Origin of the sequence: Levilactobacillus koreensis JCM 16448 (genome assembly GCF_001435525.1) — a bacterium.
GTDB lineage: Bacteria > Bacillota > Bacilli > Lactobacillales > Lactobacillaceae > Levilactobacillus > Levilactobacillus koreensis.
In genome coordinates this window covers 1-25,789 of record NZ_AZDP01000079.1, presented here as the reverse complement: position 1 = coordinate 25,789, position 25,789 = coordinate 1, and the positions used below count along the sequence as shown (strand labels likewise).

General features: G+C 48.1%; 22 protein-coding genes. 14 read left to right on the top strand and 8 right to left on the bottom strand.

Features of this window, described 5'->3' with window-relative positions; genetic code table 11:
- The coding region (locus tag FC99_RS13615; protein WP_082617806.1) for an ABC transporter ATP-binding protein at positions 1-1,050 on the bottom strand (1,050 nt) is incomplete at its 3' end.
- A 285-nt stretch (positions 1,051-1,335) separates the two neighbouring features.
- Here FC99_RS13615 and FC99_RS13820 point away from each other — a divergent pair.
- From FC99_RS13820 to asnS, 6 genes are all read left to right on the top strand, one after another.
- On the top strand, positions 1,336-1,509 hold the full coding sequence (locus FC99_RS13820; RefSeq protein ID WP_156166891.1) for a hypothetical protein: 174 nt from the start codon (positions 1,336-1,338) through the stop codon (positions 1,507-1,509).
- 21 nt (positions 1,510-1,530) lie between these two features.
- A complete protein-coding gene (locus tag FC99_RS06920; RefSeq protein ID WP_048732902.1) occupies positions 1,531-1,878 on the top strand; it encodes a hypothetical protein in 348 nt (115 codons plus the stop codon).
- A gap of 140 nt (positions 1,879-2,018) precedes the next feature.
- The gene (locus FC99_RS06915; protein ID WP_048732900.1) at positions 2,019-2,726 is read left to right on the top strand and encodes a response regulator transcription factor; all 708 of its coding nucleotides are present in this window, start codon (positions 2,019-2,021) and stop codon (positions 2,724-2,726) included.
- Positions 2,707-4,092 carry a HAMP domain-containing sensor histidine kinase gene (locus tag FC99_RS06910; protein ID WP_048732898.1) on the top strand — a complete coding sequence of 462 codons (1,386 nt, stop codon included), beginning with the start codon at positions 2,707-2,709 and terminating at the stop codon, positions 4,090-4,092. The genes FC99_RS06915 and FC99_RS06910 overlap by 20 nt, the downstream gene beginning before the upstream one ends.
- 780 nt (positions 4,093-4,872) lie before the next feature.
- Positions 4,873-6,003, top strand: a complete 1,131-nt coding sequence (locus tag FC99_RS06905; RefSeq protein WP_048732896.1) for a GGDEF domain-containing protein — start codon at positions 4,873-4,875, stop codon at positions 6,001-6,003.
- Positions 6,004-6,496: 493 nt separating this feature from the next.
- Positions 6,497-7,888, top strand: coding sequence for an asparagine--tRNA ligase (gene asnS / locus FC99_RS06900; RefSeq protein WP_048732895.1), 1,392 nt, complete (start codon positions 6,497-6,499; stop codon positions 7,886-7,888).
- A gap of 46 nt (positions 7,889-7,934) precedes the next feature.
- On the opposite strand, the gene FC99_RS06895 is transcribed toward asnS, so the two are convergent.
- Entirely contained in the window at positions 7,935-8,363 is a 429-nt protein-coding gene (locus FC99_RS06895) for an Rrf2 family transcriptional regulator (protein ID WP_048732894.1), read from the bottom strand.
- Positions 8,364-8,525: 162 nt separating this feature from the next.
- Between FC99_RS06895 and FC99_RS06890 the strand changes: the two genes are divergently transcribed.
- On the top strand, positions 8,526-9,101 hold the full coding sequence (locus FC99_RS06890) for an NADPH-dependent F420 reductase (protein ID WP_048732893.1): 576 nt from the start codon (positions 8,526-8,528) through the stop codon (positions 9,099-9,101).
- A gap of 147 nt (positions 9,102-9,248) precedes the next feature.
- Positions 9,249-9,581 (top strand): hypothetical protein, encoded by a 333-nt coding sequence (locus FC99_RS06885; protein WP_048732891.1) that lies wholly within the window; start codon positions 9,249-9,251, stop codon positions 9,579-9,581.
- 10 nt (positions 9,582-9,591) lie between these two features.
- Here the strand turns inward: FC99_RS06885 and FC99_RS06880 are convergent, their stop codons facing one another.
- Together FC99_RS06880 and FC99_RS06875 are read right to left on the bottom strand one after the other, a co-directional pair.
- Entirely contained in the window at positions 9,592-10,632 is a 1,041-nt protein-coding gene (locus tag FC99_RS06880; RefSeq protein ID WP_048732890.1) for a zinc-binding dehydrogenase, read from the bottom strand.
- Between the two features lie 164 nt (positions 10,633-10,796).
- A complete protein-coding gene (locus FC99_RS06875; RefSeq protein ID WP_048732889.1) occupies positions 10,797-11,672 on the bottom strand; it encodes a LysR family transcriptional regulator in 876 nt (291 codons plus the stop codon).
- Positions 11,673-11,893: 221 nt separating this feature from the next.
- Here FC99_RS06875 and FC99_RS06870 point away from each other — a divergent pair, with 221 nt between their 5' ends.
- The 3 genes from FC99_RS06870 to FC99_RS06860 all read left to right on the top strand — a co-directional run bounded on the left by FC99_RS06870 (position 11,894) and on the right by FC99_RS06860 (position 15,168).
- Positions 11,894-12,763 carry an aldo/keto reductase gene (locus FC99_RS06870; RefSeq protein WP_048732888.1) on the top strand — a complete coding sequence of 290 codons (870 nt, stop codon included), beginning with the start codon at positions 11,894-11,896 and terminating at the stop codon, positions 12,761-12,763.
- Position 12,764: 1 nt separating this feature from the next.
- A complete protein-coding gene (locus FC99_RS06865; protein ID WP_048732886.1) occupies positions 12,765-13,628 on the top strand; it encodes an aldo/keto reductase in 864 nt (287 codons plus the stop codon).
- A 361-nt stretch (positions 13,629-13,989) separates the two neighbouring features.
- Positions 13,990-15,168 (top strand): DUF998 domain-containing protein, encoded by a 1,179-nt coding sequence (locus FC99_RS06860; protein WP_048732885.1) that lies wholly within the window; start codon positions 13,990-13,992, stop codon positions 15,166-15,168.
- Between the two features lie 49 nt (positions 15,169-15,217).
- Here FC99_RS06860 and FC99_RS06855 read toward each other — a convergent pair whose 3' ends face one another.
- From FC99_RS06855 to FC99_RS06840, 4 genes are all read right to left on the bottom strand, one after another.
- Entirely contained in the window at positions 15,218-15,769 is a 552-nt protein-coding gene (locus FC99_RS06855; RefSeq protein WP_048732883.1) for a hypothetical protein, read from the bottom strand.
- A gap of 129 nt (positions 15,770-15,898) precedes the next feature.
- The gene (locus FC99_RS06850) at positions 15,899-16,300 is read right to left on the bottom strand and encodes an aggregation-promoting factor C-terminal-like domain-containing protein (RefSeq protein ID WP_048732882.1); all 402 of its coding nucleotides are present in this window, start codon (positions 16,298-16,300) and stop codon (positions 15,899-15,901) included.
- 245 nt (positions 16,301-16,545) lie between these two features.
- On the bottom strand, positions 16,546-17,373 hold the full coding sequence (locus FC99_RS06845) for an undecaprenyl-diphosphate phosphatase (protein ID WP_191979297.1): 828 nt from the start codon (positions 17,371-17,373) through the stop codon (positions 16,546-16,548).
- A 139-nt stretch (positions 17,374-17,512) separates the two neighbouring features.
- A complete protein-coding gene (locus FC99_RS06840; RefSeq protein ID WP_048732880.1) occupies positions 17,513-18,424 on the bottom strand; it encodes a hypothetical protein in 912 nt (303 codons plus the stop codon).
- Between the two features lie 383 nt (positions 18,425-18,807).
- Between FC99_RS06840 and FC99_RS06835 the strand changes: the two genes are divergently transcribed.
- From FC99_RS06835 to map, 3 genes are all read left to right on the top strand, one after another.
- Positions 18,808-23,859, top strand: coding sequence for a phosphodiester glycosidase family protein (locus FC99_RS06835; protein WP_082153182.1), 5,052 nt, complete (start codon positions 18,808-18,810; stop codon positions 23,857-23,859).
- Between the two features lie 149 nt (positions 23,860-24,008).
- Positions 24,009-24,833, top strand: coding sequence for an NAD(+) diphosphatase (nudC, locus tag FC99_RS06830; RefSeq protein ID WP_048732879.1), 825 nt, complete (start codon positions 24,009-24,011; stop codon positions 24,831-24,833).
- 74 nt (positions 24,834-24,907) lie between these two features.
- On the top strand, positions 24,908-25,705 hold the full coding sequence (gene map / locus FC99_RS06825) for a type I methionyl aminopeptidase (RefSeq protein WP_048732877.1): 798 nt from the start codon (positions 24,908-24,910) through the stop codon (positions 25,703-25,705).
- Positions 25,706-25,789: the final 84 nt, after the last annotated feature.

Here is a 25,789-nt window from a genome sequence, read left to right as displayed (position 1 = left end):
GGGGCCCCCCCCCCCCCCCCCCCAAGTCCAGAGGCAGTCGCCAATGGCCGAGAAGAGCTGACATCCGTGGAGGTCGATGCTGAGCGGTAAGGCTGCTTGATTGGTGGGGGAGATGGCTGTGCTGACGAGGTCGGTCGTTGTGCGAAGGTGGGTCAAGGTATCGCGACCGAGTTGGCGTTGCTGGGTAACGGTGGCCGTAAAATGAGCCGCGGCAGGTGTGTCGGCCAAGCGGATGGCTTCACTACGGATGCCAAGCGTCGCTGCCTGAGCCAACGCGTTTGCCGGCAGACTGGCGCGCAGTCTAGCGGGTAATGTAGCAACCGGCCATAGATTGAGCTGGGGTCGACCGATGAACCGGGCCACGGTCAGGTTTTGCGGATGAACGTAGAGGTCGTGGCCGGTGCCAACTTGTTGCAGCCGCCCATTTGCCAGCAGCATGATGTGGTCCGCAATCTGTAAGGCGTCCTCCTGATTGTGAGTGACAAAGAGGGTCGTGACGCCGGTCGCCCGCTGAACGTCGTGGATGACGGTCAGCAGTTCTTCGCGTAACGTGGTGTCAAGGCTAGAGAGCGGTTCGTCGAGCAGTAGGAGTTGGGGATGCTTAGCCAGCGCCCGAGCCAAGGCCACGCGCTGTTGCTGGCCGCCGGAAAGTTCCCGGGGAAATTTCGCCAGTTGATCGCTAAGCTGGACCAGGTTAGCCAATTCGGCGATACGTTGCTGACGAGCGGCCCTTTTGACGTGGGCCATTTTTAGAGGGAAGGCGATGTTGTCGTGTACGGTGAGGTGCGGATAGAGTGCGTAGTCTTGAAAGACCATGCCGATATTACGGTGACGACTATCCTGGCGTGTCACGTCGGTCTGGTCAAACAGGATCTGGCCAGCACTGGGGGTCAGGAGGCCAGCCAGCAGATTGAGAATGGTCGACTTGCCACTGCCGCTGGGGCCAAGGAGGGCCACCAGCTCGCCGGACGGAATGGTACAGGTGAAATTTTTGAGTACGGTGGTGGACTGGTCGTAAGACAATGTGACGTCACGAAGCGTTGCTCGCATGGTAAGGTCCCTCCTTTTCGATAGATAATTTCAGTCGTTGTTTATTATAACCCACTGCAGAAGCGGGAGGTATCACTATTTTTGCCGGCAAATAATTGGCTGGCCTTCACTGAATCCTCTAAATAGTTGTGGAGAGATATGGCCGTTCAGAAAGGCCCAATTGCCGGCAATCGTTGATATAACAATATTTGTAAGACGTTTTGGTTTAACCTGATGGCGATATCTGCTAAAGTTGGGATTAACAAATGACAGGTCATTAATTTTTGGGGATAAGGGGAATAGCACATGCAAAAGGGAATGCGGCGGCATAGCTTTTTGGGCGATCTGTTAGCGATTCTAGGGGTTGCTATCGTTCTTTATGGGTTGGCGTTTCAGGTGACGGTTGCGGCGACATCGGCTTTGGTGGGGTTTACCTTGATTGTTTTCAGTCAGGATGTTGGGCGGTCACTGTTTAAGTGACTAAGTGAAAGGAGGTTGACGATGGCAAAATGGTGGTTGCTAGTTCGGACGGGGTTATTGATGGTGTATTTGTTGTGGTTGCGCTGGGTGTTTAGCACGGGAGCTTACCGGGGATTATTGAGCTGGATCGGTATCCTGCTACTAGTGGCGGTCTGGGTTGGTGATCGTCGCTATCTTCATCACCGTTACACAGCAAGCAGTTGGCTGTGGTTTGGTTTGGCTGATACGGCCCTGGCCGTTCTGACGCAATTTGCCCTGAATCTGCTCTTTGGTTTTGTGTGGTACCAGCCGATCATTCTGGTGCTTTTCGTGATGGGGCACGGCTACTACATCTATCGATTGGGGCAGCAAGTAACCAAGTCGAGATAGTGGCAACGACTCTTTTGGAATTTTTATCCTTTAGATTGGTTTAGAAAACGGTCAATTCCTCCGTTAGCTGATTAAAAGATGGTAAAATTAACCCATTAACACGCGTAACCGGGTGACGGTTACCGAGGGGAAGTCATAGTTTGAAAGTGACCATACTTTTAGTAGAAGATGAAGAGGGACTAAGAACATTGCTGAGTGCCGAGCTCGGTTTTGAAGAGTACGCCGTGATTGCCTGCGCAAGTGGTGAGGATGCCTTGACGCAGTTTGCCCAGCATCAGTCAGAGATCTCATTGATTATCTTAGATTGGATGTTACCAGGAATCGATGGATTGGGCGTGCTTCGGAAGATTCGGCGTCATTATGACGTGCCCATCATTATGATGACGGCTAGAAATTACGTGGGTGATAAGGTTTCCGGTTTAGATGCCGGGGCCGATGATTACATCACCAAGCCCTTTGAGACGGAAGAACTCCTAGCACGGATCCGGGTGATCTTACGGCGCAATGTGGTTAAAAATATCAATGATAAGAAGTTTCGCGTGGGACCAATTTCACTGGATACCAAGACGCGTCAAGTCTTCGGCAATGACGTGGAGATTCAGCTGACCCAGCGAGAGTTTGATCTCCTGCTGGTCTTCATGCAACATGTGGATGAGGTCATGACCCGTGATGATCTGCTGGATGCCGTATGGGGAACCAGCTTTGAAGGACAGATCAACATTGTGGACGTCTACGTCCGGTACCTGCGAAATAAGCTGAAAGGGGCTGTTTCCGGACAGCTGATTCAGACCGTGCGGGGCGTTGGGTACAGATTGACGGGCGATGGCGATGAAGAAAACCATATTTAACAGTAGCGCTGCCAAGATTACTAAGGTCTACGCACTATTGTTACTCGGTATTACCGTGATTTTGAGTAGCGTGATCATTTCGGTTGTCGGGGTGAAACAGTTTCAGGTACAGCGCCACGAAGCGTTAGGCATCGTCCGGGGGCTGAAACGCAGCTTTATCGCGAATCGTGATGACTGGTACTGGTGGCGGATGGGAAGCTCGATGGATACCGAGACGACCTTTGTCCGCATTAGTGTGGCCCAACAAGGGAAGCCGCAGCGTTATTTGTACTCGCCTAATACCAAAGCCTTTTTGACGGCTAAGCAGCGGCAGTCGGTGACCCATATTACGGCGAACACGCGTTACGCGCGGAAACTTGGCTTATTTTATCATGTCCAGGCGTCGGACCTGTCAACGAATAAAACAGATCCCAGCGTGCGCTACGATATTTGGGTCAAACTGGGCGGGCTAACCGCGCTGTTGTGGCTGTTGATTCGACTGATTTTACTGATAGCGTTAGTCTTTTTACTCATTGGAACGTGGTTTATTTACTTACTAGCTCGTAAGTTGAATCAACCCTTAGTTGAATTGACTGGAACGACAAAGGCGATTAACCAGGATATTTCCAATAACTATCAGCGTCAGTTGCCAGTGCCCGGCTCGCCCCAAGAAGTGCACGACCTAACTGTGGCGTTTAATCAGTTGTTGCAGTCGTTGAGCGACCAGGAACAGGCAGATCGACGCTTTGTTTCCAACGCGTCCCATGAGTTGAAGACACCAATTGCAACGATTCGCGGGTATGTGTCGTTGGTCGATCGGCGGGGACAGGCGCATCCAGAGGTGATTCCGACGGCGTTAAAATACATTGATCAAGAGTCGGAACGCATGCAACGACTGGTGGAGAGTTTATTAAAGCTTTCGCGAGCCAACCGGTTGGAGTTGAAGACGACAGCGGTCGATCTGAGTACAGTGGTCCAAGCGACCGCAACGCACTATAGTGAATCCATGGCGCGGCCGATTACGACGAGGATTCAACCTCAGGTGATAGGGCAAGTCCATCAGGATAGTCTTGAGCAGATCCTGGTCAGCCTGTTGAACAATGCACAGAAGTATTCACCGGCAGAATCGCCAATTACGGTCAGTCTGACGGCCGATGCCCAAGTTATCACGCTTGCTGTTGCGGATCAGGGGTTAGGCGTGCCGGATAATCAAAAAGAATTGATCTTTGGTCGTTTCTACCGAGCCAGTAGCGTTCGTAATAGCGTGGCTGGCAACGGTTTAGGTCTGGCCATCGTGCAACAACTGATCACGTTAAGTCATGGTCAGATTGTGGTGCGAGACAATCAGCCACGAGGGAGTATTTTTGTAGTAACACTCCCGCGATGATGGTTTCTGAGAAATTCTCAGTTTGAACTCTTTTAATATAGATGGAATCCCTATCGATTGCTGTGTAGAATTAGTCTCAGTTAATCGGAAAGGGATTTCTTTTCGTTAACGTGGGGAACAAGGCGCCGGTGATGGCAATTGTTTAGGGGAATAATTGTCAGTCGCGGTGTCGTCGGCCAAGGAGTAAGCGGAATAGAAGAAGATATGGTTATTGGGGTAAGGAAAATGAGATTAGACGATGCAATCATGGGGATGAGTCGTATCGTCAGCGGTTATTGACAGAGGTGATAAAAGGGGTGTCTTCATTGGCAGTTCCAGCCTGATTGGGATTGAGGGCGGTGACTGCTGACCACGTTTGGGGAAGCTGAGTTGGGGAACTCAGTGGCGGGGTGAAGTGACTCTTTTAAAATAGGTGCGGTGGATCCAACGCTAGTCAGATGATGGGGGTCATTTCGATTGACGCTGGCTTACACGGACCCAACAGTGTAACGACTAAAAAAGACAAGGTAACTCTTCGGGAGCTGAATCTGATGAGATTCTAGCTCCTTTTCGTGTGTATAAATGCAGCAGAAATGATAATAGTTAATACTAAAACTAAGTTCGGCATTCATAATGTTTACATAATTCAGCACTTTTCATTTTCTGGTAGTAGTTTTCCAATATAAAAAGGATTATATTCGCTATATATCATTGGAAGTGGTGTCTTCAAACGGAAATGAAGTCGCGACTTCCCACGAGTTCTGAAATCATAATGCAAATATTAATGAAGAGGGTTTATTAATGACATGGTCTCGTTGGCAGGTGCCACCATTTATCACCAGTGTGTTCTTTGTTCTGGGTGTGTTGACACTGTACTGGGTCTCATATAACTGGCTTGCGTCTTGGCTTCATACCAGGCGAATCAACGTTAAGGATGACGATGTCAGTACATGGTATGGCATTATTTACATGTTAGTCTTCGTCTTTGGGATTCAAACGTTTATTGTCGGGACGAGTGACTCCTGGCAGTTTATGAATTTTCAACTGATCGCGATGATTTTCTGCGCGTACTTTTTAAATATTCACGTCCGCTACTACTTTTTCTTTCCAATTTTATTTGTCTACATGCTGTTCAACGGTTCAATGAGCTATTGGCAGTCGTGGGGCCATGCGGTTACCATGATGATTTTCTTCTGGGTACTCAACGTGATTCGCGTGAAGTATCGCAGTAGCCGAATTGCGCCGCTGGTCTACCTACTAGTTGGGGTGCCGTTCGGCGGGGTGCTGTGGCTCTGGATGAAATTAAAATTCAATTTTTCCTGGGTCACCTTATGGCAGGAATGGGTCTACCTAGTCATCTTTGAAGTCCTACTCTACGCGTACGTGTCGATGATCACGCATGACAGTGAGATCAAGGTGCGTTTAGCCCGGTTCGCGAGTCACGATGCACTGACCAAGACGGAAAATTTTGCGGCGTATACCGATACGATGGATCAGTTCTTTGATGACAGCACGAAGACCGGCGCACCGCTTTCCATGATGATGTTTGATATTGACCACTTCAAGCATATCAACGATACGTATGGTCATTCGGTGGGTGATGAAGTCCTCCGTAAAGTCGCGGAGACGGTCCAAACGGTCGTTGCGGCGAATGACCCCAAGGTGCGGTTCTACCGGACCGGGGGCGAGGAGTTTAATCTGCTGTTCCCTGGGTATGACGTCGCCAGTACCAATGCAATCGTCAATCAAATCTTTGCGGCGGTTAACCATTTGGAGATTCATGCAGGAGGTCAGATGATTCAGGTCACTATTTCAGTTGGTGTCTCTGCCATTACTGGCAATGACCAATCGCCAATGGATTTCTACAATCGAGTCGACAAGAACCTGTATCATTCCAAGCGTAACGGCCGAATGCAAGTGACCGTGGCTTAGTAAATTGAAAATGAATTTTAAGGGACCGACTCTATTTAGGATGCGGTCCCTATTTGTTCAATCAATGAGTGAGCGCAGGTGGCAAGTCATTCACCATTGTTCTAACCGCGGAAGTTGGTTTCCTAACCGATATTTACGAATCGTGATTGTATCTCGCTGCGATTTGTGCTAATCTGACAACAGTTGAATAAAGCCAAAAACGATAGAGATGGTCAACGCCGAATCGGTCACGGGTGTTTAGCGAGCTAAGGAGAGTGAGAGCTTAGTCAGCCGCCCGATGCGGATAACCCCATCTTTGTTGCCAGCTGAAATCTAGTGTGAGAGTAGGCTGAGCCGTTACCGCAACGTTATTGAGCGGCGCGTATGTGATGTACGTTTATTAAAGTTGGTTTTGAATCAAAAACAATTTGGGTGGTACCGCGGAAGACTCTTTCGTCCCTAGTTTCTAGGGATGATAGGGTCTTTTTTTATGGCCACAGAAGGAGAATAAATGATGACAGAAGTTTTAGTTAAAGATTTATTTGGCGAAACGCATTTTGCCGAAAGCGAAGAAGTTGTCTTACACGGTTGGGTGAAGACGGTGCGGGGTTCTAAGCGGGTCGGCTTTATCGAATTAAGCGATGGCTCAACAATCAAGAACGCCCAGATCGTCATGAAGAGTGACATCGACAACTACGCCGAATTGACCAAGTTACCTTTGAGCTCCACGATTAAGGTCGTGGGGACGGTGCTATACACGCCAGACGCCAAGCAACCCCTGGAAGTTCACGCCAAAGAAATCGTATTGGAAGGGTCTTCCGACAACGACTACCCCTTGCAAAAGAAGAAGCATTCCTACGAATACCTACGGACGATGGCTCACTTGCGTCCTCGGACCAACACGTTCTACGCTGTGTTCCGGATTCGTTCATTGGCTGCGTTTGCCATTCACCAGTACCTACAAGGCCACGGCTTTACTTACGTGAACACGCCAATCATCACTAGCAGTGACAGTGAAGGGGCCGGCGAAATGTTCCGGGTCACCACACTGGACATGAATAACCTGCCTAAGACGGAAGATGGCAAGGTCGATGATCACGCGGACTTCTTCAAGAAGGAAACGAACCTGACTGTTAGTGGTCAATTACCAGTCGAAGCCTTTGCCTTGGCTTTACGAGACGTTTACACGTTCGGCCCAACTTTCCGGGCAGAAAACTCGCATACGGCGCGGCACGCCTCAGAATTCTGGATGATCGAACCAGAAATGGCTTTTGCCGACCTGCAAGATGTCATCAACGAGTCCGAAGGGTTATTGAAGCACGTGGTCAACTACCTGTTGGAAAACGCTAAGGACGAATTGGACTTCTTGAACGGCGCCGTTGACGAGGGCTTGTTGGACCGTTTGCACCAAACGACCAACGAAAAGTTCGCTCAAGTGACTTATACCCAAGCCATCGAGCAGTTGGAAAAAGCACCCGTTAAGTTCGACGTTCCCGTTTACTGGGGGCTCGACTTACAGGCGGAACACGAACGTTACCTGTGCGAACAGGTCTACAAGCGGCCAACCTTCTTGACGGATTACCCTAAGGAAATCAAGGCCTTCTACATGCGCGACAACGATGACGGTAAGACCGTTGCTGCGGCTGACTTGTTGGTTCCACGGATCGGTGAATTGATCGGTGGAAGTCAACGTGAAGAACGTTACGCTGAAATGGCCGAAAAGATCAAGAACCATAACTTGCCACAAGAAGAATACCAATGGTACCTCGACCTGCGGAAGTACGGCGAAACGCCACACTCCGGCTACGGAATCGGGTTCGAACGGTTATTGATGTACGTGACGGGGATGGAGAACATCCGCGACGTCATCCCTTACCCACGGACACCAGGTAACGCTGAATTCTAAATATAATCATCAAAAAGGCCGATTCCGCTTGGAGTCGGTCTTTTTGTTAGGCTTCTAATCGCTGAAGCAGGGTAACGTCGTTCAAGACATCCTGGAGCGTGATTTTAGCCATTTTAGCCTCTGCGGCCGCTTGAATCTCGGCGTAGTAGTTGGTCAGCACCTTGGGGACGGTCTTACCCACCGGACAGTTCTGCGACGTATGAGTGTCGACGTTGAGTAGGGGGGCTTGATTGGGCAAGGTGGCGTAGATGTCCCGCAACGTAATGGCGTCGGGCTCCCTGGACAGGGCAAGCTGTGTCGGGCCATGCGTGGGTGCGAGCAGGTCGTGATGTTTTAAGTTGGCCATGATTTTCCGAATAAGACTGGGTGATGTTTCGAGACTGCTGGCGATTTCCTGACTGGTCATTTTTTTGCCTTTGAAATAAGCAATGTAGACCAGCACGTGGATGGTGTCGCTGAATTGTGTGTTAGCCATGTGATCTCCTCTCTTGATGTCCTTGTATTATATTCTATAACAGTTTTGGATAAAAATCAGGTAAAAAGATTCTTTAAGCCAATAAATTGACATTTAAATATAAATGTCGTATCTTGAAAGTGTACTTAAAAATAATACAAAACAAATCAGGGGGTCTGCATTATGGCAGCAATTACAATTTTTGGTAAGGGAAACATGGGTCAAGCAATCGGCGACGTCTTTACACAAGGTGGCAACCAGGTTAGCTTCATCGACTCTAATGATCCAGTAGAAAACTTAGGTGAGATCGTCGTTCTGGCCGTGCCATACCCAGCCGCAATCAGTATTGTCAAGGCCAACCAAGCCGCTTTAGCTGGCAAGGTCGTTGTCGACATCACGAACCCCTTGAATTTCGAAACTTGGGATGAATTAGTTGTCCCAGCCGACAGCTCCGCAACCGCACAGATTGCCGAACTGTTGCCAGAATCCAAGGTTCTGAAGGCCTTCAACACGACATTTGCCGCAACCTTACAGAGTCGCAAGGTCAGCGACCAAGCACAGACGACCGTGATGGCCGCCGGTGACGATGCCGCTGCTAAGCAATTGCTGGCAGATGCCCTGACCGACAGTGGGGTGGCCTTCGTTGATGCTGGTTCCCTGAAACGGGCGCACGAGCTGGAAAGCTTTGGCTTCTTGCAGATGACCTTAGCTGCTAGCGAAAAGATTGGCTGGACCGGTGGCTTTGCTGTTTTGAAGTAACAGACTCACCTGAACTATTTTAAATCGTCATTTGAGAGTTCTGGAATCGGTAAGTGATTCTGGAACTTTTTTTGCATTGGAGCAAGTGCTAAGCAATCCTTTATCGATGGGATTCACCTATAATGAGCCTAGCAGGAGAAAATATGGATGACAAAAGTAGATGTTCAGGTTAGCTTAGATCGAGGCTTAGTTGAACGAGCGAACAGTATTTTTGGCGAGAATGGGCTGACGACAACGGCGGCCATTGCGGCATTTTACGAATATGTTGGCACAACTGGTGCTATACCGGTCGATTACAAGACCGATATGACAGCTTCAGGACGGCTAGATGATGTGATTCAGCTGAAGATTGATCAAGGACAATTTAAGTCCATTGATTCCCAAAAAGAACTGGACTTGTGGCAAAAAAGTACTGACGAAAATTTACCCAACAAAAAGGCGCTCAGAATATCCCAAGCGGGATTCCGAGCGCCTATTTAATTTCGGTAAATTAGTCGACCACAATCAGTGACTTGATAGCTTCACGATTGGTCATGGCTTGGTAAGCGTCGTCGATATCATCGAGCGCAAATTCCTTGGTGAAGACCTTGCCAGGATGAATGTCGCCATCCAAGACAGCCTTTAACAAGACTTGCTTGTCGTAGGTCGTCACGGAAGCGGGGCCACCGGCGATGATCGTGTTGGTGTAGAAGGAAGTGGTCATGTCCATCTTAGGTTCATGAGGCAGACCAACCCGGCCAACGATGGCACCTGGACGAGCAACCTTCATGGCCGTGTCGTTGGACAATTCGGTCCCGACACATTCCAGAACGGCATCGGCACCAGCGCCATTGGTCAATTCAAGCACCTTGGCTACGGCGTCATCACCACGTTCAGCAACGATGTCAGTTGCACCAAATTCGGTAGCGAGTTTTTGCCGGTCTTCGTGACGACTCATGGCAATGATCCGCTTGGCACCACGCATTTGAGCAGCGATAACCCCACAGAGACCAACGGCACCGTCACCAACAACGACGACCGTGTCACCCGTTTTGACATTGGCAACGCGAGCGGCGTGGTAACCAGTTGCCATCACGTCGGCGAGGCTCAGCAGGGACTTGAGCATGGCATCGCTGTAGTCGGCTGGCTTGCCAGGAATCTTGACCAAAGCCCATTCGCCGTGTTGGAAACGAATGTATTCGGATTGCACACCGTTACTGAAGTTGTCGGTGTGGTTTTGGCAAACACCATCAAAGCCGGCAAGGCAAGCAGCACAGTGACCGCAGCCGTGAGTAAATGGGGCGATAACGAAGTCGCCGGGCTTGACGGTCGTGATGTCAGTGCCGACTTCTTCGACGATCCCGATGGCTTCGTGACCGGAGTTTTCGGAATGGGCAGCCTTGTCTTCTAAGCCGCGGTAAGCCCACAGGTCGGACCCACAGACGCAGGTTCGCACAACGTGAATGATGACGTCATCGGGCGCCTGAATCTTAGGCTTATCGATGTCTTCGATTTCAACTTTGCCAGGTTTCATAAAAATAGTGGATTTCATATTATTTATCCTCCTAAATTGACTCTACGAAAATTCTAAGCGTTTCCAGTTGGCTTGTAAAGAATCCTTACTTTCCATAACCATAAGCTAGTTTAGCCGTGCGGGGGGCCGATGTCTAATGCCTATCTCGCATTACTGGGTATGCAGTTGGCGTATGGGTGGCGCTAGTCAGGCCAGACCGCCTTTAGCTGTGAAATGACTGGTTGGACGCGATTTTTGGCCGAACGTAGGTAAATGGCGTAGATTGGCATCTGTGCCGCGGCATCGCTGATTGGCAAGCAGACACGGCTGTCGTTGGCCTTAGCTTGCTGAGGAACGATAGCGTCAAATGCGGAAATGTTGGTGCTGAAGTAAGGGAAGTCGGCGTATTTCGTAATTTCAGCCAAAGCTGCCCGTTCTTCCTGGTAGAAAAATTTGGCGTTGGGGATGTTCGCTTGAATAATTTCGCGCCAGGGACCGATATCACTGGGGACGACGAAGCTGAAATCCTTCAGCTCAGCAAAGGTAATGGCTGCTTGATTCGCCTGAAACATGAATTGATTAAGGTTGATGGCGAGATGTTCGGTACCAATGAGTTGTGAGTCGATAGTTTCAGTCGATAATGAATGATTGGAGAAACCGAGCAGGTAATCATTGTTTTTCAGGCCGGCGACGACTTGCTCTTCTGGCTGTGAGGCGGCCGCAATCTGTGTATTTACAGGCAGTTCAGATTGAATGTGGTTAAGCGCAATCAACGGCCCCGGAATGCTAGCGGCGATGGTAAGGACCTGCTGGCTACGTTCGAAGTTCCGGACACGTTTCACGGCTTGGTGGTTAGCTACTAACAGGGCAGCCGCTTCTTTGGCAGCTAACTTTCCGGCGGGGGTCAAGCTCAAACGGTTGGGCTGGCGGTCAAAGAGGTGAACGCCCCAATCCGTCTCTAATTTTTGCATACCGCGGGTCACCGTTGGCTGGGTCACGTTGAGGATCGCCGCCGTTTTTGCCAGGGTTCCAGTTTGGGCAAAGGTGACCAATTCTTCTAATAGATAATTTTCAATCATGAATGACCTCCTTATACTTACCTTTTGGTGGCTAGCGCACTTTAAAGTGGCTTCTTGTTGAAAAATTGCGAAATCGTATAATCAGAATATAGCAGGTTAGTAGTCGACCTGACGATTAGTATACATCAACCGTATACTAGCATGTTTAAGTAGTAATTTTCAATCAGTTAGTTTGGGCCTATGGTTAATTTATTCAAATGGTGAAAGGAAGTTTCCTAAATATGACGAAGGTCCCAACAATTAAATTAAACGATGGTGTGGAGATGCCACAGTTAGGTTTTGGTGTTTTCCAGGTCCCCGATTTGGCGCAATGTGAAGACGCCGTTAGTGCTGCGCTAGAATCTGGCTACCGGTTACTGGATACCGCAACAGCTTATCGGAATGAAGAAGCAGTTGGCCGAGCAATTAAGAAGAGTCGCGTTGCGCGCGATGACATCTTTGTGACCTCTAAGTTGTGGGTGTCCGAGTTCACCTACAATCGGGCCAAGCAAGGTATCGACGCATCCTTACAACGACTGGGCTTGGACTATCTCGATCTATATCTATTGCACCAGCCCTATGGTGACACGATGGGTGCTTGGCGGGCACTGGAAGAAGCCCAGCAGGCGGGAAAGATTCGGTCGATTGGCGTCTCTAATTTCTATGCCGACCAACTGAAAAACTTGGAACTCACAATGAACGTGAAACCGGTCGTGAACCAGATTGAAGTGAACCCTTGGTATCAACAGGGGAGCGAAGTTCAATTTAACCAGAGTGAAGATGTGCGGGTCGAGGCTTGGGCGCCATTTGCTGAAGGGAAGCACGACCTCTTTACGAACGCTACGATTCAGACCATTGCGCAGGCTCACGGTAAGACGGTCGGCCAAGTCATTCTCCGGTGGTTGCTACAACGCGGAATCACGGTCATTCCGAAGTCCGTTCATCGCGAACGGATGGTGGAGAACATGGACGTTTGCGACTTCGAGTTGACTGACGCTGAGATGGCGACCATGGCCTCTTTGGACCGTCAGGAGAGTCAATTCTTTGACCACCGCGATCCAGTGACGATTGAACAAATTTTCGGCTCAAGCTTAAAACAATTAAAGGAGTAATATGAAAATGACACCAACAATTAAATTGAACGATGGTAACAACATCCCCGCAATTGGCTTCGGGACATTTCAAATTCCTAACGACGGGTCAACCTACAAGGCTGTGGCCGAGGCACTAAAGGTCGGTTACCGGCATATCGATACGGCCGTTGCCTACTTCAATGAGGCCGAAGTCGGCCGTGCCATCAAGGATAGCGGCATTCCTCGCGACCAAATCTGGGTCACCAGCAAACTTTGGCTACAAGATTTTGGCTACGAACCAGCCAAGAAGGCCATCGACCTCTCGCTGAAAAAGACGGGGTTGGACTACCTCGACCTTTACCTGATTCACCAACCTTACGGCGACGTACCGGGTGCTTGGCGGGCGATGGAAGAGGCTCAGCAAGCCGGCAAATTGAAGTCGATTGGGGTCTCCAACATGACACCAAAGATTTGGCAAAACTTTGTGCCGCAATTTAACGTGATGCCAGCTGTGAACCAGGTTGAATTCAATCCATACTTCCAGCAAAAGGCGATTCGGAAAATTATGGCGGCCAATGACGTTAAGTTGGAGGCTTGGGCCCCATTAGGTCAGGGTAACCAAGCACTGATCAACGATCCAGTCATTGTTAAAATGGCTGAAGCACACAACAAAAACGTTGGTCAGATTATTTTGCGATTTGAGAATCAGCTGGGTGTCATTGTCTTCCCCAAGTCCGTTCACGCTGATCGGATTAAGAGCAACTTGGACATTTTCGACTTCACCTTGAGTGATAATGAAATGGCCCAATTGGAAGCCTTGGATAAAGGTAAGGGTCAACATGATCCAGATGCACCGGGTGTGCTGGAAATGTTAAGTACCTATGATGTTCACGCGGACGACTAAGCATGTAAAGCTTTGCGAATAAGATGATTCGTTTGAGGACGGGGCCACGGCGGTGTCGTCCTTTTTCGATATGATAGGAAGTAAGAAGGCACTTTAGCGGAGAAAATGTACTTTTGAAAGTAATGATATTTTGGTTATCTATCGAATCGATGAGGATGAGTTGATTTTGATTGGTGTTCGAGTTGGTTTCCATCAGCGTTTGTTTTCTGATCAGAATAGATCAAAAAAGTAATAGGTAGTTTACGAGGTGATCTATGGGTCGCCTTTTTTAAGTCCCACAAAATTATCCACAACCTGGCCATTCTAGTGTTAAAACTTGTTATAATGGAAATCATAATGGAATGAGGCAGTGGAGGGAAACATGAAAAGTAAGGATTTTCAATTAAAAATACCGCCGGAAATCAGTGAGCAGCTTAAGCTAACTGACAAGACGCCGGTCAAACTGGTGGTGAAACGGGATCGACTAGTCGTGCAGCTTGAGGAGCCACGACTACAGCTCTTCCAGAACCGGGTCTTGATTTGGCCGGTTGTGACGGCATTACTGACAAGTATTGGATTTTATGTCTTTTGTCTGTGGCGGGGCCTAAACAGCGTCCCGTTGGTGGGAGATTGGTCACTAGCAACTGCAATTATTGTGTTAGAAGTTATTATGGGAACGTTGTTGTTTGCGGGATTTTTTATCCGTGACCGTAACAATCCCCAGAATCACTTTACGAAAAACATTTATTGGCGAAACTTTCCGGTGATTGTGCTGTCCTTTGCTTTAATCTTGACCTTGGTCTTGGTCGGGAGCATGTGGTTATTGGGCGTTCTGTTCAAGGGTGCGATCTTCGGGACAGTAACGGCCAGTATTATCATGTTTGCCTTTGGGCTGGTCACAAACTCGGCGATGGTCTACTTTGCATTGATTGTTGACGCCGGCGTGTTATCGACGGTGCTCGTCCTGGTCATCATTAGCGGTGTTGTGATCGCCATGGCCGTGAATAATCAGAAGTACTGGTGGCAACACAATCTGAGCTTCCTGGGAACCAGCAATGCTTCGAGTGGTTGGCAATTCAACGCGACACTGATTTTCTCGGCGTTACTGATGATTGCGCTGATCGATTATCTGTTTGTGAGCTTACATGAATTTTTCCCCCGGTCGCGGCGGTTACTGGTGTTGCGAATTCTGTTAACGTTGACTGCAGTTGATTTGGGATTGGTCGGGGTCTTTCCGAACAACGTGAACTCACATGACCTCCATGATGAGGTTGCCATTTTTCTGGTCTACTTCATTATTGCGTTGATCATCGGTGTTCGCTGGCTCTTACCAAACATTACAAAGGACTTCCTGTATTTGTCCTATGGCGTTGGGATTGCCTTAGTCATCGCGGAACTATTATTTCAGGTGTTCGGTTACTTCTCGTTAACGGCGTTTGAAATGGTGGGGTTTGTGATTGCCTTTGGCTGGTTGCTGATGTTGCTTGACCGGATTGAAGCGTTGATCAATTCGGGGACTGAAGGTTTGATTGAACAGGGAGCAGAAACCGCAAAAGAATAGTGTTAAACGAAACGGTCACCTCATTTGGGGGTGGCCGTTTTGTTTAGCACTATTTGTTTTTGTGGGTCAGCTGGTTGAGATTGTGACTGAGATGACGAACGGTAGCCATTTTATGTTCCGCGTTGAGTTGCTGGGCAATCTTAGCTAAAGTGGTCGTTGCCGTTTGATCTTGGCGAAAGGAATGCACAATCATGCTGTCATAGGTGACCTTGCCAGTCGTTGTGAGTTTAAACCAGTTAGGTTCTAGGTTCTTCTCGGCACTGGTGATATTTTTGTCGGGCCAGACCAGATATTTGTCGGGATGATGCTTGAGGTAACGTTCGACCTGCCAGCCCAGTTTGAAGTCGGACAGTTCCTGCCAACGTTGTAATTTCGTGTGTTTGACGGCGAAATAAATGATGCAGGTATCCCGGAGCTGAGAATTGTGGTTAAGTTCGGTAACGGTGAGGGGCCGGGAAATCTTATGTTTAGGTGTTACTGCTTTTGTCGATGGTTGTGGTGCGGGCGATGTAGTGGGCTTGTGGTGAGCTAATAAGCCAATCGCTAGTGCTAGGCCAATGATTAGAATGATGCTGGACAATAAGATGATTCGCTTTTTCACGGTAACCCATTCTTTCTCGAATTAGACTGTGGTTCCAGTCTACGGGAATTCGCCAGAGAGAACAATGAAAGCCGAAAAAAATGACCAACCCTTAAGTAATGGGCTGGCCAAGAAAGTGTCATTTAAATTTTAGTACCAATGATGACTCTGCCAAAAACGCTTAGCATGGGTCCAAGTCCCGTAACGACCAGCAACGTAAGAGTTGGCAGTCCGTTCCTGGTTGACTGGAGATAAATCGCCGTGTAAGTAAGCCTTCAGTAATTGGTAACGACCGTAACAGTTTCCATTGCGGGCGTTGTACCGGTAGCCGGATTCACGTTTGGCAATCCAATTTTTAGCAGCCTTTTGTTTCTTGGACAGGCCAGCGTTAACTGCTGCGATTTGCTTCTTTTGACTAGCGGAAACCCGAGTTGCGGCTTGCGCGGTCGTCGTTTGTTCTGGTAAAACGTTAGCTGCGACGTCGGTGACCATACCGAACGAAAAGCCGAATAGTAATAAGAGTGTTGCAAATTTTAGTTTTAGTTTTGACATTTTTATATAACTCCCTGACTTGTTTCTTAATACTGACTAGCATACCCGATTAGTATTGCAGTCATGTTACTAGGGAGTTAAAAGGACGTCACATCTATTAGCTTTATATGTGGGGGGGATGAGCTGAAGCCGCTCCACATCAATACTTGTCGTACATTAGAGGCTTGATTACTATAACCGCAAATTAATCACTTGAAACTGAAAATCGACCTGTAATCCCGAAGGAAAGCAGGCCGATTGATAGGTCAACGAATTAATCCGAAGTAGCTAATGACGATAATTCCCAAGCCGATGCGGTACCAGCCGAAGGGTTTAAAGTCGTTATTCCGAATGTAATTCAATAGGAATTTAATGGACAGGTAGGCAACCGCAAACGAGATTACGACCCCGGTTAGTAGCACCATGAGTTGGCTACCAGTAAAGGTATTGCCAGTGACAAAGTATTTTACAATTTTTAGTAGTGATGCCCCAAACATGGTCGGAATCGCCAGGAAAAATGAAAATTCAGTAGCCACGTATCGCGAGGCGCCAATCAAGATGGCACCTAGAATGGTTGCGCCAGAGCGAGACGTTCCGGGAACTAATGAAAGTACTTGGAAGAGACCGATCATCAAGGCTAATTGATAAGAGATTTGACGGAGGTCGGTGAAGCGGGGATGGCGTTTGCGATTGAAGTTTTCAATCACAATGAAGAGAATCCCGTAGATGATCAGTGTGGCAGAAATTACCTGCCAACTGGTCAAGTGGGCGTCCATCCAGTCGTTCAAGGGAAGTCCAACAATGACTGAGGGAAGAACGGCAACGATGACTTTGAACCACAGCGTCCAAGTTTGATGACGTTCAAGGTGATCTTTGTTGGGAGCCCACGGATTGAGCTTGTTGAAGTAGAGAACTAGAACGGCCAGAATTGCCCCGAGTTGGATGACCACCATGAACATATTGATAAAGGCAGTCGATTCATTTAATTTAACGAATTCATCGGCCAAGTAAAGGTGACCGGTGGAGCTGATTGGCAGAAACTCAGTGATTCCTTCGACGATGCCGAGAATGACGGCTTTAATAATTTCTAACACGGCGAGTCTCCTTTGTAAACACAAGATGAAGTAAGTAACTTCAATCATAGGTAATGACTGTGTAGAAGACGTTACGTTTGTGTAAAAGCTCTGTAAATTAAAACGACCACCCGCTACTGTTCAGGGTGGTCGTGTCGTGTTAGTCGTTTTCGGTGGCTACTTGCAGGCGGTTCTGTAATTGACGGTAAATCACTACCGACCCAAGGAAAAAGGCAGCCGCGAGAAATGCGGATAGTGGGAGTCGATGGAACATGTTGACGGGTAATACCAATGCTAGTAGCGGAAAGGCGTAAGCAGCAGGTAACTTGATCCGCAGCAGTTGTAATAAGCCAAAGACTAAGGGCAGGCTGATCAGCGTGGTCAACAACCAGGAGGCGAGCAAGAGGTGAACCAGCACACCAATGGTTGCTGCGCCACCTAATGCAACGATGTGTTTAGCGGCCATTTTGAAGGAGTAGTTGGGCATTTGTGACACTTCGAAGAAGACGACTAAAACGGGTGGAATACCGGCCATCTGAGGATAACCACAGGCCCAAACGGCACTCGCCCAGATTAATGCGGTGAGGCTAAAGCCCAACATGTGTGAGAGGTGGAGGGGTTGTCCAGCAGAAAGTCCTTTGTAATGACCCTGAATTAAAACACCACCCATTAGTAAAGCGGTAAATAGAAAAATGGCGAGAATGAATGACCAGTGAGTGGCATTAATGATAATGGGTAATAGGCCGGTTGCGAAGGCGGGGGCGAGAGTCGAGTTCAAGACGCGGAGCAAAGCTAGAATCAAGACGAGTGTCAGTAGAACTTTTTCGGGATAGTTGATGGCGATTTGATTGACTAAAAAGCCAATGACCGCCGTTCCAGATGGGGCAAGAAATATCTTGATCGGTTGGCGAATCCAAGTCTGGTTTTGGTAGATCCACATTCCAGTCGTAAGTGCGGCGATTTCTGGCAGGATGATTTCGTCATCGTTGAGCCAACTAGCAGCGGTGACCATGAGGAGAACAAAGGCAAAGCCAATCAGATAATTGCCAAGTTCTCGTTTTGTAAGTGACATGTGAGTTACAACCTCCTAGGTGATTATTTTCTGAAATATCAATTGAATTTAGCACAAGTGATTACGATTCTATCACACATTTTCAGAAAATTCAGGTCGGGGTTGGAACGTATTTAGAGTGTAAAACAGAAAATAGGCAAACGTAAGTGGTGAAAATACTTAAGTAATTATGAAGGCGGGTACTGTAACCGCTGTTATATAGGCATCTTTATAAAAAGGTAAAGGTTGTGTAGATGAACTGTACAGGGTTAGTGTAGTTGCCCATTTTAAATGAAAACTCAGGTAGACTATGCAATATGTTATTTCGGTCGCATGAAAATAGAGCGGTCGAAATGGCCAATCGTTTAATTGCAGACAAATTCAGAAGGGATTTTGAGATATAGATGACTACCCGAGGAAGACAATTACGAGCGACACTCGCAACTGCTCTGGTATTAATGCCATTACTAACGCCAGTGGCTCACGCCCAAACGAGTATGACCCATCAAGTGTTAGCAAGCCAGGTAGCAGCAAAGGCACAGGCCGAATCAACTAAACCGGTAGATGTAAAAGGAAATACCATTGAGCAGACCGGTAATCAACTAGCTTCAGGAATCAAGGAAACAAAGGTGACCTACAAGAATACGGCGGGTGATCGCACCGTCATGCATTCTGTTTCGGTCGATTTAAAAGATAAGACGGCTGGACTGTACGCTGGAACCATGGATGATGGCAAAGATATCGGTTTGCAGACCGTTCGTGGCGAGGCCGAAGCCGCAATTAAGAATGGCCATCAAGTAGTTGCCGGACTAAATGCCGATTTCTTCAACATGGGCACGGGTGAGCCATCTGGGAGCGTCGTTAAGGATGGTGTCGAAATCCATGCGGCCAAGGCAAATAGTGGCGAGGCCTTCTTTGGAGTTAAGAAGAATGGTGAAGCCATGATCGGCGACCAAGGACAATACGATGCCGTGAAGGGTGATTTACAACAAGCCCTAGGTGGTTTGGGTATCTTGGTAAAGCAAGGGGTCGTTCAGACTGGTTTGACGCAATATGGCGATAACTTTGCTGCGCGGAGTGCCGTGGGGATTCGTCAAGATGGGACAGTTTTCTTTGTGACGATCGACGGTAAGCAGGCTCCTTATTCAAACGGGATGAAGACGGCTGAATTGGCTGAGACTATGAAGGACCAGGGGGCCGTTGACGCGCTTAACCTTGATGGTGGTGGGTCCGCAACGTACTTGTCACGGACACCTGGAGATAAAGACTTAAGCCTAAAGAACAAGCCTTCCGATGGTGAAGAACGTAAAGTTGCCAACAGTTGGCTGATTACGACGACTGAAAAATCTGACCATACATTTGACCGAGCTCAAGTGACGCCTAAGGACCAAGTGTACACGCCAGAGTCAACGATCAACTTCGTAGCCAAAGGGGTCGACAAGGCCGGCTATGATGCGGAACTACCGGCGGATGCGACTTGGTCGCTGCAAGATAAGAGCTTAGGTGAGATCGATGCCAAGACGGGTGCGTTTAAGTCAAATGGCAAAACCGGCGATGTGACCGCCAGTCTAGTCCATGACGGCAAAACGGTGGGCCAAGCAACGGTAACGGTAGCGACCCCAGACACGATTGAATTCTTAAATAAGAAGCTGAGTTTGAAGACGGACTTTGTGGCTTCATTGGGAATGACTGCTCGTTATAAGGGTCGCGACGTGACGTTGAAGGCCGGTGATATTGATTGGCAGTTACCTACAGAATTGGGGACAATTGACGATCAAAACCAGTTACATACGGCTGGAAAGCACGCTAAGGGAACCATTACGGCAACGGTCGCTGGAACCAAAATTTCGGAATCGTTAGAAGTTCAAATCGGCCAGTTGCCAGTTGTTCTGTATGATTTTGAAAAGGGACTGGATGACTGGAAGGTCAGTGGTTCAGGGCGAGGGGAAGACAACAGCCTGTCGCTTGCGAGTCCAGAGGATGGGCAAGTTCGCTTCGGTGACCACGCTATGGAAGTTAAATTTGACTTTACGACTGGTCAAAAGGGGACCACGTTAGGTGCCTATGCTGGCCCAGAAGTTAAGAAAGAAATTCCAGGTGTGCCGACTGCAATCGGAATGTGGGTTTATGCAACGCCGGAGGCTAAGGGATACTGGCTAAGAAGTCAAATCTATGATGGTAAGGGGACACCTAAGCCGCTTAACTTCACTGATCAGAAGACGGGAATTGACTGGACAGGCTGGAAGTACGTAGAAGCCGAAATTCCTGCTAGTTATCAAGGACCATATGCGACTTTCCCTAAACAAGTTGTCCGGATGATGGCGTTGAAGTCTGGGAATCCTGGAGGTTCGCCACAGACTAAGGGAAGTATCTACGTCGACAACATTCGTGCGGTCTATGGTGCTAACGTTGATGATTTGAAGAGCCCAATTGTCGACAACATTTCCGTTGATGGCAAGACGTTTAAAGACGGAAACATTACAATTACGACCAAGGTGCACGATGACCAAGATGATCCCAATATGACCGGTATTGATTGGGAAAAGAATAAGATTTACGTTGATGGTCAAGACATGACCAGTGACAGCACCAAGTACACCTTTGATCCTGATGGCACGTTCACGTTAAAGGGGTATCAATACGCTAACGGAACACATCATGTTAAGGTCTCCGTGTACGATAAATTTGGCAACCGGACGGATAAGGATGCTTACTTTGAAGTTCATACGAATAACCAGACTGGTATCAGTTTAGAGGTTGCCAAGAACGCGTCGGCTAACTTGGGCAGTACGATTGGCTTTGACATCATGGCAGAGAATCTAGCCAAGATTAAGTCGGGTGAGTTCGTCATCAACGTTGGGAAGAACTTCCCAGTTAAAGATGTTAAATTTGCAGTAGACGTCAAGGATAACACCTTTGAATATAACAAGGATACTGGGATTTTAAAGCTGCATATTAAGGACAATGGCACGGGAAGAGGAACTAATAAGTCACTAGCTCATGTGACACTAGATGTGCCAACGGATACCGAGGCGGATGCTAAACTTATCGTGCAATTAACCAAGGGAACTGCTGAGTTTACCGATTCAAGTAATAATGCAGACATGCTGAGCACCTTTGCATCGAAGCCAACTAACATTAACATTGCGGCCAGTTATCAAGTGAAGATCGGCCAAATGATTGTTGGGGCGGCGGGTGAGTTAACCGTAACTGACGCACACAACAAGCCTGTTGGTGGTGTGGTAGTGATGATGAAGACCGCAGATGGTAAGACGGTTGAAGCTGGGAAGACTGATGGTCAAGGCCGGCTGAAGAGTGATAAGTTAACCGAAAAGGCTGGCAAGGTCACTTTGACGGCAGCCATTGGCAGTCATAGTAGTTTTCCAACACCAGCGCAAGCATTTGCGCCAGAAAAGTCGGATACACCTTCGAACCTGCTGACGGGGTCTACGCAAGATCCAACAACCCAAAAGACGATTACTTGGTTCTCTAATCCAATCGTAGGTAAGCAGGCAGCGATTATGCAGATTGCGCCTACTAAGGATTACGCAGATAAGAAGGAAAAAGCCTTTAAGGATTATAAAGGCGAGCAGAAGACGTTTACCTACGTCAGTGATAGCAAAGCGATTTCAGTCAATAGTGTGACCGCTAAGGACCTGAAGCCGGGAACTGACTACACCTTCCGTGTCGGAAATGGCGAAAAGTGGTCTGCACCACGTCAGTTTAAGACGTTAACGGATAGCAAACGGTTGAAGTTTAATATCTTTGGTGACACACAGGTAAGTAATGCAGGACAGTTAGCTGACTTTGACAAGATCATTGAGCGACTGGAAACGGATGAGCATAAACCAGACTTTGCACTCCACGTCGGCGACTTCAATGATGATCAAGCTGTTTTCAATGAAGCTGACATTACGTCACAAATGTTTGATAAGCATCCCGTTTATGATTCCTTGGATATGATTCATGTTCTAGGAAACCATGAGTACATGGGGGATGATGGGAGTAAAGCCACGGCAATGTTGGGAACACCAGGTCACAACGGGGCACCAGTCAACCGAAAGGGAACGTTCTCGGTTGACTATGGTAACATGCACATTGCTTCGGTAGGATGGACTAACAACGCTGATGAGATGAAGCAGGAAATGGATTGGCTTCGACAAGACATGCGGTCTTCTAACAAGACGTGGAAAATCGTTGCAACCCATCAACCACCATACAACAAGAACCCATCAGATTCTGAGTCAACGATGTTCCGGAAAATGTTACCACCAGTCTGCGATGAATTAGGTATCGATATTGTCTTTAGTGGTCATGATCATTCTTATGGTCGGACGAAGAAGCTCTTTGCTAACAAAGAAAATGCCGCCAAGGGGACCACATACCTAGCAGCCGGTCATACTGGGGACAAGACGTATGACATTTTGCCAAACGAGCCAGAAGCTTGGGCCTTCAAGCAAGATGAAAAGGACAAGAATCAAAAGGTTTATTTAACGGCCGAAGTTAATGATAAAGAAATGAAGATTGTGACGCGTGATCCAGATGGTAAAGAAGTGGATGCGGTAGATTTAGTTGCTAACAAACATCCGCAAACGCTTCCTGGTGAGAACAATGGCGGCCAAACGAACGGTGGAACTGACGTGGACAAGCCAGGCAAGCCAACGCCACCAACAAAACCAACGGAACCAGGCAAGCCAACAGCACCAACAAACTCAACGGCAACGGTAAAACCAACGAAGCCAGCGACAACGGTAGATGCTTCCAAGCCAGCAACGACAACATCGGCGCACAAGAAGTCAACACCAGCTGTCGTTACTGCCGTTAAGGGGATGGCACTTTACCGTAAGCCAGACTTTACCAAGTCAGGTCGAATTGTCGCTTACCGTCAACAAGCACAAATGCACCAACCACAATTTAAGGTCTTAGGAACGACTAAGTCTAAAGCGGGTCATTTACGCTACCATGTTCGCGACATGAACAAGCAGTCGAAGAGTTATGGCAAGACGGGGTATATTACGGCTAGTGCTAAGTACGTTCAATCGGCCGAATACACCAAGACAGCCAAAACTATCACAGTGATCAACGCCAAGGGACTCAATGCTTATAGCAATGGTAAATTAGCTGGCAAGACGAAGCACCATTACCGTCAAGGCCAAGTGTTGAAGGTGAAACGAATTGTCCGTCAAAATGGCAAGTACAGTTTCCAATTGACCAACAAACAGTATGTTTCGGCTAACAAACAAGACGTTCAAACTGGGAAGCACACGAAGCCAAAGGCAGTTACCGTAAAGAAGAGTATCAATCTTTACCGTGATGTTAACTTCAAACACAAGCTGCATTCAGTTTCAGCGAAGACAGTGCTTAAGGTAGCTGGTTGGGATTACTCTAGTAAAGGTGTCCTTCACTACCGAGTTGCTGGTGGATACATTACTGCAAGTCACGCTTTAGTGAAATAATCAGACAGAATAGATAGCAAAGGAGCCATTACTTTTGTAGTGGCTCTTTTTCGTTGTCAGCTTTAAGTCCATGTATCTTTCACTCAGTAAAGGTGTAAAATCAAGCTACGGTTTCACTGTATGCCAAATTCAAGAAAGCTGGTCAGAACATGTTTCAAGACATTGCTCCCAAAGTATTCGATAATCACTATGAACAGCGGCGGGCACCTCGCGCCGATGACTATGTCGTTATTTATAATGACCGTCAAGTCGTGATGTATCAGGAACGCGCGTTGCCGACAGTTCAGAAAGCGACGGCCCAATGGCAGTTAACTCCGGATCAGATGACGTATCTCTTTCAAATCGACCAGACAGCATTTTATTTAGTGGCGGCTAAGATCACGCCCGACACAGATTACCACTATACCAATGCCCGCGCCTTTCGGAATTTTACGCCGGCTTGGTTGGGCTATGCTGGCGCGACCGCCGCGCACTTGGGCTGGTGGTATGAAACCAACCAATTTTGTGGTCGGTGTGGGCATGCGATGGTTCCCGACCAGCGGGAACGGGCCATGGATTGTCCGCAGTGTGGACAAAAAATATATCCCCGGATCTCACCAGTCGTCGTGGTTGGCGTTACCAGTGGCGATAAGATTCTGTTGACGAAATACTTAACGGGATATCAACCCTACACCTTAATATCTGGTTTCGGTGAAATTGGGGAGACCCTTGAGGATGCCGTGCGACGTGAGGTTCATGAAGAGGTTGGCCTAGATATTCGTAATATTCACTATTATGGCAGCCAGCCTTGGGCCTTTTCCGAATCACTACTTATGGGATTTTTCGCGGAACTCGACCATCCAGAGACTATCCAACTAGAACATGACGAACTGTCACAAGCCAAATGGTTCGACCGCAACGATACGCCCGATGATGGCGCCAAGTTCATCTTAGCCTGGGAAATGCGCCAAGCTTTCCGTAACGCTCAGGCGTAGGCTACCGGAACTTTTCTTTTCAGTCAGGTAATGTATACTGAAATTAAGCACAATGACCATTTAGGAGGGACACCATGATTACTCTAAAATCAGCCCGTGAAATCAACGGGATGCAGGCGGCCGGCGACATCTTAGCTGGTCTCTTTCACGCATTAGCCGATTACATCAAGCCCGGGATTACGACTTGGGATATCGACCATTTTTCTTATCAATACATCATTGACCACGACGCCACGCCGGGAGAGTTGAACTTTGAGGGTTACAAGTACTCAACCTGTGTCAGCATCAACGATATGATTTGTCACGGTTGCCCTAGCAAGGACATTTTGATTAAGCAGGGCGACTTGATCAAGGTCGATACGGTCATCGATTACCACGGGTACCTCAGTGATGCTTGCCACGCCTTTGTGGCTGGTGAGGCTTCCGCCGAAGTTCAAAAGTTAATGGATGTGACGTTGAAATCCCTATATCTCGGTATTGATCAAGCCGTTGTCGGTAACCGTATTGGTGATATTGGTCATGCGATTCAGGCCTATGCCGAAGACAAGCTGGGTTACGGCGTTGTTCGTGACTACGTGGGTCACGGCATTGGACCGACCATGCATGAAGATCCAGACGTTCCGCATTACGGCCGAGCAGGTCATGGCACCCGATTAAAGGCCGGTATGACCATCACCATCGAACCCATGATCAACGTGGGCGATTGGGGTTGTAGTGATCCCGCCGATGATGGCTGGACGATTCGGACCATTGACGGCAGTTTGAGTTGCCAGTACGAACACACCTTAGTTGTGACCGACAACGGGCCAAAGATTTTAACATCGTTTGACCATGAGTTGGATGCAAAATATCTGTGGGAAGTAACAAAGTAACGCGTAGTGCTAGTTCTGTAATAATTGTTTGATGAGACCTGAATTGAATAAAAAAAGTATGCAAAAAGCCCGCATTTGCGGTAA